We start from the raw sequence: 12001 nt of genomic DNA, 5'->3' as shown, positions 1-12001 counted from the left end.
TGATTAAGAGTGTCAGCCTCAATGTGGACCGCGCGGCTCTTGCGGAGACGATGGGCGTGGGATCACGCCAGGTCGGCGCGGGGGTTCAGCGTGTGCAGCGGTTCAGTGAGCTGACCGCGGATGGTGGTCCGGCGCTGGATGCGGTGTCTATGGCGTCTGCGTGGGCACCTGCGCGGGGTGAGGGGTCACCGGAGTCGGCGGCCGTGGTGCGAGAGTTCGCCGCGGTGCTGATTCAGCGGTTTCGGGTGCGTGGGGCGGTTGTGGCGCGTTGCGTGGAGGTGGCTGCTGACACTGCTGTGGATGGTGAGCGGGGTGTGGGTGCTACGGCGTCTGTGACCCGTCGGCGGCTGCGTCGTTTCCTGGAGGCCGGTGAGCAGCTGCGTGAGGTTGGGCTGGCTCGTGAGCGTGCGGCCGCGATGGCGGGGCTGCTGTTCGGTACTGAGCGCCATCCTGAGTGGTCCCTCCTGAGTGAGTGCGCGCATGCGCGGCGCGCTGGGCGCGCTGTGAGGGTGTCCTCGTGGCATGAGCGTCAGGCCCGGGTTGTGGCCGCTCGGCCGGGTGGCTTGGGGCGCTCGGTGGGTGTGCAGCCTGCTCTGTTCGAGACGAGTGAGCGTGCGGGGCGAGCGGTGCTGCGTCGTGTCGCGTGAGCCTGTGCAGCAGAAGAGCGCCGCCCTGAGTCGGTGCGGCGCTCTTGAAGCTGCGGGAGATGAGGATCAAAAGGTTTGGCGGCCTTCCTCGATCTCCACTGACCTAGTTGTCGTCAAAACACAAACAAGGAGGTCGCTCTCATGGTACGGCCGGGAGTGAGTGAGGCGCAAGCATCGGCGTGGTCGCTGGCCGCGGGGCTGGCGGGGCGGTCGCGGGTTCGTGTGGCGCGGTTCAATGGCCGTCGTGGTCGGTGGGAGTATCCGCGGACGCGCGAAGTTGATCTGACGGCTGATATTCCGCGGGAGCCTGCGGCGGTTCTCCTCTACAACTCGCACGGCTTCTGCCGGACGCTGGCTCTCGACGTCGATGTGGAGGGGACTGAGGGCGCGGCGCTCACTCACCGGCTGGTGGCACTGCTCCAGCGGTGCGGTGGGTCGGTCATTGTGGACCGCTCCCCTGCCGGGCGCCATCACGTTTATCTGCCTCTGCGGGATGGGCTCAGCGCGGTGGAGGCCGCTGAGCTGGCTCGCGCTGTTGCACGTCGTTTCCCTGGGGTGGATGCGCAGCCTCACGTGACCGGGGCTGAGTCGGGCTGCATCCGGCCGCCTGGTTCGGTGCACAAGCGCGGTGGTTTCCAGGAGCTGGTGACGGACCTTGATACTGCGCGCCGTGTCCTGCTGGTGCGAAATGGCTCAGACGTGCTCGGGGCGCTGAGGCGCGTTCTGAGCGAGGAGATTGCCCAGATTCGGCGTGACCAGATGGCACTGGCGGCGCCTGCTCCGGTGGATGCGGTGGACAGTGTCGATGCGCTGCCTCTGGGAGGGCAGCGGGTGCTGTCTGAGCGAATGGCGCGCCTGGCTCAGTCGGGGGCTTTCGAAGAAGCGGGGTACCGCTCTGCATCCGAGGGCCGGATGGCGGTGATCTGCGCGGCCGCCCGCGCCGGGTTGGACTTCGGCGGCATCGTTGCGCGGATGGAGGACGGTCGGTGGCCGGGCCTGGCGGCGATGTTCCACAACGTCAGTGGCGACCGGCACTCACGCCTCGGAAAGGAGCTGGTGAAGGCTCAAAAAATTGTGGCTGCTACGCCGCGGCCGACGTCTGTCCGTCAGTGCAACACAAGCGCGGCGTTCAATGTCACGAGGGGGGCAGGCACTGGTCGTTCAGCGCGTGAAATTGAGATTGATGAACATCGGTTCATTCGGCGTTGGCGTGCAGTGCTGGCTGAGGTGGAGCGGTCGGAGTTTGCTGGCTCCCGGGGGGTGCATGTGCGTTTGCTGTTGCGGGCGCTGGCGGCGGCTGCTCATCAGGTTGGCTCGCGTCATGTGTCGTTTGGGGTGCGGTCGTTGTCGGTGTCGATGCCGGTCGATGCGTCCACTGTGGCTCGGTTGCTGGAGGTATTGAGGGAGTCGGCGGACCCGTGGATCGTGCAGGTGAAGGCGGCTGAGGGCGTCGAGGCCGATGCGTACGAGCTGCGTATCCCTGAGCGGCATCGCGGGCTGGCTGAGCGTGTGGAGCTGCCTGCTGGAAAGGTTCATGCGCTGCGGCCCGTGTTCGTGGAGCTGGGTGCTGCCGCGGCGCTGGTGTTCGAGGCGATTGAGCGTGGGGCGTCGTCTGTGCTGGAGGCGTCGCGTCGCTCGGGTATCTCGCGTTCGACCGCACACGAGGTGGTCGGCATGATGCGGTCCTGGGGCCTGGTTGAGATCGAGCGAGGACGGCTGGTTGCCCGACCGGACCGGCTGGATGTGGTTGCTGAGCGTGTAGGGGCTGTCGCGGTGGTGGCTGAGGTGATTCGTCGGCATCGTTATGAGCGAGCTCTGTGGCGGGCGTGGCTGAGTGGCGCGCGTGGTCAGGAGACACAGGCGTGGTGGGTGCATGTGTTGGAGGCGGGGCCACCTGATCGGTGGGCGGTGGCGTAGCTGTCGTGGTGCGCGGGCTTGTGGGGACATGAGTCAGCGTGCCGATGCGGCAAGGAGCGTGTCATGTGGAGGTTGAAGCAGAAGCGGGTCATCATCCCGGCGGTGGTGGTCCTGGTGATGATCGTGGCTATCGTGGGGCTGTCTGTGCTGGGCCGGAACAGCACGGTGCCTGCGGAGGAGCGGGTGGATGTGCGGCCCTCGGCCACACCGTCAGCGGGGCCGGTTCCGACGAAGAAGGGGAGTGACCCACAGACCTCTAACGTGACCTCGCTGGTTCCTCTGCCGCAGACCGATGACCCGGCGGAGATGGCTGCCAATGTGACGCGGATGCTGGGGTCCACGGACGCCGAGCGGTTTGAGCAGGATGACTACGCGCGGGTGTTGGCTGAGGTCTCCCCTAGTGATGCGCCAGGTATTCCTCAGGCGCAGTGGGCTGATGCGACGACGATGTTGGCGCTGTCGTGGGAGCCGTGGGAGGAGCGCCAAAAGCTTGACGTCGCTGACGAATTTGAACCGACCCGGACCAAGGTCGCCAGCGATGATGGCTACGTCCAGGAGCGCTTCTTTGGTGGCGAGGAGCCGTCTAGTGAGGAGCAAAAGAAACTGGCGAAGTGGCTGGAGGGTCAGGAAACCACGGTGGTAACCGTGCAGGGCAACCTTCAGCGGCAGGCGACGGCGAAGGATGGGTCGCGGCGGCAGTGGGATGAAGGGCCGGTGGAGTGGGTCGTGGTGCTGTCGTGCGAGAAGGGCGCTGGGTCGTGCACGGTGCTGTCGGTGGAGATGACGGGGAAGGTGAAGTCCAATGACAATGGCTGATGTGCTGGTGCCTGCCGCGCCTGATGCGGCGAAATCGACGGGAATCAAAGACTGCCTGCTGTCACCTGATCCCATAGCGTGCGGCGTGGTCCAAACCGGGAAGTCAGCGGCAAAGATTGCGGCTAATGACAATGTGCAGCTTGCGAGCGAGGTGCTGGAGAAGGGGCCAACTCAAGCCGTCACCGACCGAGCAACGGCTGCCGCGGAGTCGAAGTTTCAAGAAGCGCTGTGGGACCTCGCGCAATCGATCGTCGATGGGACTCAGTACTTCTTCCGTCTCATCATGAACCTGCTGATCCACACGACTGAACCTCAGGTGGACGGGCAGTTCATCTACGACATGGGCGGGCGCATCTTCTTCATCGCGCTGCCACTGATCATCCTGTTCGCCATGCTCCGAATCTGCGTGGAGTCGTTTCGAGCACGGAGCCTCGCCGGAGCTCGGGGTGCAGCGTTCGGGGCCGCCGGTTCACTGATCGGGACACTGGCGCTGTTGCCCTTGACCCACTTGGGGGTTCAGGCACTCGATAGCGTGGCCACGGGGTTGCTGAATGCCACGTTGACGGACGTGGACTCCTTCGTGGACCGGATCATGGGCGCTGTGGTCTCTGTGGGGACCGTCATTGGAAATCTCTCCGCGGGGCAAGATGTAAGTGGGCCGGTGAAGGGGTGGGAGGTACCCGCGGCCGGAATGCTCGTGACGGCGATCATCGCGATCATCTCCGCGCTGCTTGTGCTGATGTCGTGTGTGATCATCGGACTCGCCCTGGTGACCCGTAACGCGCTGCTGTATGTCGTCATCGTGGTCGGGCCCATCTGTCTGGCCGGTCTCTCATGGGGACCGACTCGACGGTGGGCGTCCACGTGGACCGGGTGGCTGGTGGCGTTGCTGTTCACGAAGCTTGCTATCGCGGTTGTGATGGGACTGGGAGTTCTCGCAATCATCGAGCCTGGCGTTGAGGGGGGATCGTTTGTGCTGCCGGACCTGGCCACGATGCTCTCGGGCATCATGATGCTGGTCATTGCCGCGTTTATGCCGGTCGCGTGCTTCGCCTTCTTCGGATGGATGGGTGAGGCGTCTGTGGCGGCGATTAGCCAGGCCGGACAGGCCGCTCAGTCGCGCCTGAGTCGCGTCCCGTCATCGGCGGTCGATGTGTCTCAGTCCGCTGCAAGTCGAGCGCGGTCCGTTCTGAGTGATGCAGGAGGCGGCACCGTGTCCAGCGGGACCGGTGGAGGCGGTGAAGCTGGCGTGTCGGGGACTGTTGGCGGTTCTGGGGCCGGTGCTGCCGGTCAGGCTGCTGGTGGTGAGGTCGCCGCCGGTGAGGCGGCTGCCGCTGGTACCGGCGTCGGCTTGGCAGCTGTGGGCGCTGTCGAAGCTGGTAAGGCCGCTGTGGGCGCGGTGCAGGAGACGGCGAAGGAAGCTCAGTCTCAGGTCCAGGAGGGCATCGACGAGGGCACGAGTGCGGGTGGGGCCACGAGTGGCGACTCCGCTTCGTCGGAGCATTCCCCGGTCGAGGCTAGGGACACTGCGTCGGCTGCGTCGGGTCGTGACGCTGACTACGTTGCTTCCTCTGGAGCGGCGGCGTCGTCTGGATCGGATGCTGTGGTTCCGTCGGGTGACTCGATGATGGCGGATGAACCATCACCGCCGGTCGAGGATTCCACGACCGGGCACGGCTCGGTCCCGTCTACGCCTGTGCCGGTGAGCGAGGACAGCACGGCTCAGGATGGAGGGGCGAAGCATGACTGATCCACTGGTTCCTCGTGGTGACGCTCTCCCGCCGGGGTCTCGCGACCTACTAGAGTCCATCGCGGGCACCGCGGCCAATGCCGCTCTCATCCTGGCAGTGGTCGGGGTCGTCCTCGGCGCGGTGATGGCAGGGATTGGCACAGTTTCAAGCCGCCCGCAGATGAGTCAGTCCGGGTGGTTCGCGGTGGTGGGAGCAGCGTGCTCCGCGGTCGTCGCGGCCGGTTTGAGCCTGTTCGTGGCGTGGCTGGGCGATCGAGCGTTCACGTTGTGGATTAGCTGATCCGGGCAAATTGAGACCGGGGCCGTTACTGGATTTCCAGTGGCGGCCCCGTTGTCGTGCTCACGGCGCTTGTGGGGTCAGATGCTCCGGTGCAGGGCCGGACCACAACGTGAGAGGACGCGAACCATGGTCATTGCAGAGAACTTCGATCCCGGTGTTTCCCCAACGTGGGACGCGCTGCCCAGCGGCGTCAAGACGTTTCTGACGGACGTTGCCGGAACCATCATGAATATCGGGCTGATTGCGGCGGTGATTGTGCTGATCGCTGGGGCCATCGTGTGGGGCGGTGCTTCGCTGTCAAACCGACCGGGTGTGGCAGCCATCGGGGTGAAGGTGCTGGCGGTCGCGGCGCTGGTTGCGATTGCCTGCGCGGGCGCCAATGCTCTGATCACGTTCTTCGCGAATCAGGCTCCGTCGATTTTCTCCTGATCTCACCTCGACTACTGACCTGAGGAGGACGTCATGTCTGCGGAGGCATCACAGCGCTTGACGGCGAGGTTCCCTCGCCGCTCTCAGCGTGGAGTGATCGCGGGAATCAGCGGTGTTCAGCTAGGGCTCCTGGGTGCTGCTCTCGTCTTCACTGTGGCCGGTCTGTGGCTGGGGCGCGCTGGGATGGCAGTGCCTGTGATGGTGCTGCTTGGGGTTGCACCGACGTGGTGGACAGGCCGTCCCTTGGTGAACTGGGTACCCTACCTCGGCCGATGGCTGCTGCGCGGTGCTACGGGGCAGCGGACGTACCGTGCGCGCCCGCTGGCACCGCGGCCCGCTGGGGCGCTGGGTCTGCCTGGGGATGCTGCGCGGCTGCGCGTGCTTAGTGATGCTCTCAGTGGCGCCGGTCTGGTGCATGATCCGACGACTCGTACGCTGACGGCGGTGGCGCGAGTGAGTGCGTCGGATTCGTTCGTACTGGCTGAGAGTGAGCGACAGGATTCCGTGGCGTCTGGCTTCGGCAGTGTGCTGGCGGCGTTCTGTGAGGATGCTGGTTCGGGTGTAGACCGGGTGCAGGTTCTGCTGCGCGCCATCTCGGACTCGGGTGAGGAGGTGCGGGCGCACTTTGAATCTGAGGGAACCTTGGAGGTGTCGTCTGCTGCGCATGAGCTGTATGGCGAGTACCTGGCTGCTTCGCGCGTGCGGTCCGTGCGCCACGAAGCGTGGGTTTCGATTCGGCTCAAGATGACCGCGCGTGGCGTGGCAGGCAGCGTGCGTGCGGCGGGCGGTGGTGTCACTGGTGGCGCTGAGGTTCTGCGTGAGCGAATGCAGCATCTTCGGTCGCGGTTGGGGGATGCCCAGGTGAACTTTGAGGGTTGGTGCTCATCGGGAGACATTGCCGTGCTGGCTCGGACCGCGTATGACCCGGATTCGCTGGCAGAGCTGGAGGCTCACCCTGAGGTTGGGCGGTCACTAGCTGGTGCTGGCCCGCTGGCAGTGGACGAAGCGTTCACGTACTTCCGCACTGAGTCGGGCTATCAGCGGGTGCTGTGGGTTGTGGAGTGGCCTCGGAAGCAGGCAACGGCGGGATTCCTCCAGCGCCTGGTGATTGCACAGATTCGCCATACGTTCACGATGATCTATGAGCCGATCCCGACTCGGCGTGCCATCACCAGCGCGCGTGCGGCGTCCACCGCGGCGGAAACGTCACGGATGTGGGAACGAAAGTCCGGTGCTATCGACACGAAGGAGCGTCAGCGTGAGCGCCAAGCGCTGGAAAACGAAGAAAACGCACTGGAAGAGGGCCACGGTGCTATGCGGTTCGCCGGGCTGGTGACCGTCTCGGCTGACGATCTCCAGGAGCTGCGCGTGGTGACGGACCAGGCCCGGACTGCGGCAGCCCAGTCGGGGTGTGAACTGCGAATTCTCGGTGGTGAACAGGCGTCGGCGTTCATCGCTGGCGCACTGCCATTCGGACGGGGGCTGTGACAGTGGAGAAGTCGAAGCGTCGAGTGGTGACGGCCAGTGCGCGACGTCTGTCGCGGACGGACTGGCGGTTGATGCGCCGCCGTGAGCGTGAACTGATCGCAGAGGATCAGAAGGCGAAGGCTGCGGAGCGAGCGCGTGTGGCTCGGGAAGAGAAGACGGCCTGGCGGTCTGAGGACTATCTGCCTGCTGCCGGTGAGAAGGGGCCGAAGGCTTTGCGAACGTCGCATGCGTTCCAGGCTCAATCGCACCGTGCGCACACCGGAATCCTGGGGCTCACGTATCCGTTCCTCGCTGACCCGGGTCTTGGCGCTCAGGGCATGGTGATGGGCCAGAACCTTCTCGGCGGCGGCGTGTTTACGTACGACCCGTTCAGCGCATATGAGGCTGGTGTGCTCGATGACCCGAACATCATCTGCTCGGGCAAGGTGGGCTCGGGAAAGTCCACGCTGAACAAAGCCTTGACCACGCGCGGCGCGGCTTTTGGCTATCGGTCGTATGTGCCTGCTGATGTAAAGGGTGAGTGGACTGCGCCCGCGCGCGCTGTCGGCGGTGCAGCGTTTGAGATCGGCCCCGGTGGTGCGGATCGGATCAATGTTCTGGGCACCCCGATCACGCGCCCCTCCTCATACAGCGAGGAGGATTGGGAGGAGACCACTCGCAATCGCCGGGCGATGCTGCTGGAGGCGATCACAGAGCGGCTGATGCCGGAAGGGCGGGAGCTGACTCCCATGGAGTCGAGCGCTCTGCTGTATGCGCTCACTCAGGTGCTGCGTTGTGATGCTGAGGAGCCGGTGCTGGGTGATGTGGTGCATGAGCTGTTCAATCCCCAAAAGGATGAACGTGACCGGGTGCCCGAGGGGTTCACGCGCATGACGGAGGTGCGCGACCACTCGCAGGAGGTGGGCCATGCACTTGCGAAGCTGACGCAGGGGGCGCTGGGTGGCGTGCTCAACGGGAAGTCCACTGTGCGGTTTGATCCGTCGCTGCCCATGCTGACCATCGATGTGTCGCGTCTGGATGGAAATCGGCTGCTTGATGTGGTGATGACGTGTACGTCCTCGTGGATGGAGTCGGCGCTCCAGGACGGTACGCACCGGCGCCGATTCATGGTGTACGACGAGGGGTGGCGGATTTTCACTCAGCACTCGCTGCTCGCTCGGTTGCAGCACAACTGGAAGATTGCGCGTGGCTGGGGCATCTCTAACGTGCTGGTGTTCCACTCCTTTGGTGACCTGGAGACTGCTGGAGATGGTGGACAGGCTGCGCGGGCTCTCGCGCACAACCTCGTGTCTGATTCGTCCACGGTGATCTCGTTCCGGCAGTCAGGGCGTGCTGTGGGTCCGGCTCAGGAGATGTTGGACCTGACCGATACAGCGGCTGGTCTGCTGACTGATCTGCGCAAGGGCCAGGCCCTGTGGCGCATTGGGCGGCGGCAGTCGATGGTGCAAGTGACGCGGACTCCGCGTGAGGCGGCGATCTTCGACACCGATGAGGCGATGGTGAAGCATGGCCCGGCGTGACACTCGTGGAGAGATGAGGCGGCGCGCTGGCGGCTTCGAAGTGGTGGCCCCGTTTGTTCTCGGGATCGTCGCCGCGCCGGTGGCCCTGGTGTGGGCAGCTGGCTTCGTGGCAGCAGTTGTGCAGGGTCGTTCGTACTCTGCCGGGCTGGGGCAGGCAGTGCAGGCAGTGCTGAGCCCGGGGCACGCTGGCGAGCTCCTTGGCGTGGGGTCTACCCCGCTGGTTTGGACCGTGGTTGCGGTGCTGGTCTTGCTGCTTGGTGGTCTGGTGCGAGTCGGGTGGCGAACCGTGGCCCGTCAGCGATCAGCGGCGGCTCGGGAGATCGGCCGGGAGCGAGGGCTGCCTGACCGGTCTGAGGTTGCGCGCCAGTACGGCGCGCGACAGGTGCTGAACCGGCACCGTCAGATCAGACCTGATTTTGAGGCCGGGCGGCGTCCCTGTGTGGATGACTTCGCGTTCTGGGATGGCGTGAGCCAGGGGGTGAAAACCTACACGACGTTTGAGACTCCTACGATGCTGATTGCTCCGTCGCGTGTGGGCAAGTCCCAGTCGATCATCGGCCCACGGATCGCTCAGGCTCCAGGAGCTGTGCTGTCGACGTCGACGAAGGCTGAGATTGTGCGGATGACATGGGAGCTGCGCGAGCAGACAGGTGGTCCCATGATGGTCTGTGACCCGGAGGGTGTGGGAGAAGAAGCGGGCCTGCCGAGCGGGGTGTCCTGGTGCTTGTGGTCTGGATGCGAGGACGTGAGTGAGGCGCTGGCGCGGGCGCGTGTGCTCGCGTCCAGCGGTGGTGAGGGTGTCAAGAATGCGGGGTTCTGGGAGGCCACCACGAAGCGGGTGATGGCTCCCTTGCTTCACGCTGCCGCTGTCGATGGGGACGTGACGATGGGCCAGTTCCAGAGCTGGTGCTTCGATCCGAAGAACGCCCTGGATGCTGTGGAGATTCTGCGGGACACGCGCGGGGCCGCGGACTTGGCCTCCATGTTGGTGTCCGTGGTGGAGATGGACGACCTGGAGACGCGCGCGAACATGTGGGCTCCGGTGTCCAACGTGGGGATGGCACTGGTTGAGCGGGGCGTACGTCGAACGTTCGGCCCTGGTGGCGATCAGTTGGACATTGATGCATTCCTGCGTGATGCCGGGACCATCTACATCCTGGGTCAGGACGGCGGTACCGCCGCCCAGTTGATTCTGACGCTCGTGGATGCTGTCTGGCGAGCAATGGTGCGGCGGGCCAACGGCGCGCCGGGTGGACGGATGGAGCCGCCTGCCCATATGAGTCTTGACGAGATCGGCAACATTGGTCGGCTGCCGGAGCTGCCCCGCATGATCAGTGAAGGCGGCGGCCTGGGTATCCAAACGACGGCTGGGTTCCAGTCGCTCGCACAGGCAGCTCTGCGCTATGGCCAGGACGCGGCGAAGGCGATGTGGGAGTCCGCAACTCAGCGAATCGTGCTGGGTGGCGTGGACGATGACGCAGTGCTGACCTCCATGTCGCGAGCTGCGGGCACTCGGACGGTGGTGCAGGAGTCTGTGTCGAGTTCCCGACGGGGTGAGGGCGTTGGACGCTCCTACTCGGAACGGGAAGAGCAGGTGCTGGAGAAGCACCAGATTCAGACCATGCGGCGGGGCTTGGGCTGCGTGATCGAAGCGGCGAAACCCCTGGTAGTGGTCAGCTTTGAACCGTTCTTCCGACGCTATGACAAGCAGGTGAAGCGGCTTCGTCAGCAGAAGCAAGAAGCAGCCGCTGAGCGGCTGACAGGAGTGTCCGATGACGTCCCGACGATGAGTGGTGGTGATGAGTGATGGCGCGTCAATCACGAGAGGAGTATCTACAGGAGCGCGCTCAGAAGGTTGAGCAGCTGTCGAACGACATGGCGGACCGTGTGCAGAGCCTGGCGACCGGCGAAGATGCGGTCGCGCTGGTCAGCTTCGTAGCGCGGTTCCGCTCCCGCTCCCCCAACAACGCGGCGCTGATCTACTCGCAATATCTCGGCCGAAGGGAGCGCGGGGAGTCGGTGGAGGAGCCGTCGTTGCTAGCTGGGTACAAGCAGTTTCAGGAGATGGGGCGTCAGGTGCGCCGCGGTGAGAAGGGCTACCAGATTCTGGCTCCGGTCACGGCGCGGTTCGCGTCGGCCACACCGGATGATCCGTCATCGTGGCGGCGGCTGAACTACCGAGAGCGGCCCGCCGCGGGTGAGAAGATCGAACAGAGGATGGTGGGCGTGAAGCCTGCCAGCGTCTTCGATATCTCTCAGACCGAGGGGCCTGACCTGCCGTCTCTGCCCACGTGGAGCCCCAACACCCAAGGTGTTGTGCCCGATGGTCTGATGGACGCGCTGAGAGCTGAAATCGAGCGAGAGGGATTCTCCCTCACCATCACGGACGGACCGTTGCCGAGCGGTGCTGAAGGACTCACGCGGTACAAGGATCAGGAAGTGACGATCAACGGTGCCCGCGGTGAAGCAGAGACGGTGGCAACCGCGCTTCATGAGCTTGGTCATGTGAAGATGCATCACCCGAAGATTGAAGGGGCTCGTGCACTGCCTCGGGGGCAGCGCGAGTTCGAAGCGGAAACCTACGCGCATGTGCTGGCGAAGCTGCACGGGCTGGACACCACTGAGTCCAGTACTGCCTACGCCGGAGGGTGGGTGCTGGGCACCACCGGTGCGGACCAGGAGACGACGGCAGAACTGAGCGCACAGGTGGTGACCCGGGTAGCAACGGCGGTGAACGCAACGCTCGACCGGCTGCCTGCCGGGGCAGTCATTGCGACCGGGGCACTGCCGTCAAAGGATGATGTGAAGCAGGAAGCAGCGTCTTCACCGGAACAGCAGCGAGTGAAGAATGCTCTGCGCATGGAGGCCCGAGCTCCCGCGCGGATTCGCGATGAAGAACCGGTTGCTCCCAGTGCAGCGGTTCGGGCGAAGGCACGCCGGTGAGGCGCGTCCGGGCTCATGCGGTAATCGGGCGGCAGCGCGCTCGGCATCGCCACCGCTACCGCGCGTACATGCAGTCACCGCTGTGGTGGGAGCGCCGCGCCCGCTGGATCGAAGAGGAACAGAACCGGTCGGGCGCTGTTCGATGCGCTGTCTGCCAGGGGGCATGGTCCGACTTGCATCACATGAGCTACGAGCGGATGGGACGTGAGCG

The 12001-nt window shown here is 64.9% G+C and carries 8 protein-coding genes; all 8 read left to right on the top strand.

From position 1 onward, the window contains the following. Window positions 1-803 precede the first annotated feature (803 nt). The 8 genes from R3I40_RS02995 (at window position 804) to R3I40_RS02960 (ending at window position 11790) form a co-directional block, all read left to right on the top strand. Window positions 804-2564, top strand: coding sequence for a hypothetical protein (locus R3I40_RS02995; RefSeq protein WP_285262408.1), 1761 nt, complete (start codon window positions 804-806; stop codon window positions 2562-2564). A 63-nt stretch (window positions 2565-2627) separates the two neighbouring features. Continuing rightward, window positions 2628-3380 carry a hypothetical protein gene (locus R3I40_RS02990; RefSeq protein ID WP_285262409.1) on the top strand — a complete coding sequence of 251 codons (753 nt, stop codon included), beginning with the start codon at window positions 2628-2630 and terminating at the stop codon, window positions 3378-3380. Then, a complete protein-coding gene (locus R3I40_RS02985) occupies window positions 3367-5130 on the top strand; it encodes a type IV secretion system protein (RefSeq protein ID WP_285262410.1) in 1764 nt (587 codons plus the stop codon). Before R3I40_RS02990 ends, R3I40_RS02985 begins: the two co-directional genes overlap by 14 nt. A gap of 406 nt (window positions 5131-5536) precedes the next feature. After that, on the top strand, window positions 5537-5839 hold the full coding sequence (locus tag R3I40_RS02980) for a hypothetical protein (protein ID WP_285262411.1): 303 nt from the start codon (window positions 5537-5539) through the stop codon (window positions 5837-5839). Window positions 5840-5872: 33 nt separating this feature from the next. After that, the gene (locus tag R3I40_RS02975) at window positions 5873-7327 is read left to right on the top strand and encodes an SCO6880 family protein (RefSeq protein ID WP_317700088.1); all 1455 of its coding nucleotides are present in this window, start codon (window positions 5873-5875) and stop codon (window positions 7325-7327) included. After that, a complete protein-coding gene (locus R3I40_RS02970) occupies window positions 7324-8847 on the top strand; it encodes a putative type IV secretion/conjugal transfer ATPase (protein ID WP_317700087.1) in 1524 nt (507 codons plus the stop codon). Before R3I40_RS02975 ends, R3I40_RS02970 begins: the two co-directional genes overlap by 4 nt. Continuing rightward, window positions 8834-10654 (top strand): type IV secretory system conjugative DNA transfer family protein, encoded by a 1821-nt coding sequence (locus tag R3I40_RS02965; protein WP_285262414.1) that lies wholly within the window; start codon window positions 8834-8836, stop codon window positions 10652-10654. The genes R3I40_RS02970 and R3I40_RS02965 overlap by 14 nt, the downstream gene beginning before the upstream one ends. Then, window positions 10654-11790, top strand: coding sequence for an ArdC-like ssDNA-binding domain-containing protein (locus R3I40_RS02960; RefSeq protein WP_285262415.1), 1137 nt, complete (start codon window positions 10654-10656; stop codon window positions 11788-11790). The genes R3I40_RS02965 and R3I40_RS02960 overlap by 1 nt, the downstream gene beginning before the upstream one ends. Window positions 11791-12001 lie beyond the last annotated feature (211 nt).

It is taken from the genome of Helcobacillus massiliensis (assembly GCF_033106145.1).
In the GTDB taxonomy this organism is placed as follows: domain Bacteria; phylum Actinomycetota; class Actinomycetes; order Actinomycetales; family Dermabacteraceae; genus Helcobacillus; species Helcobacillus massiliensis.
This window is presented reverse-complemented; position numbering and strand designations above follow the sequence as displayed.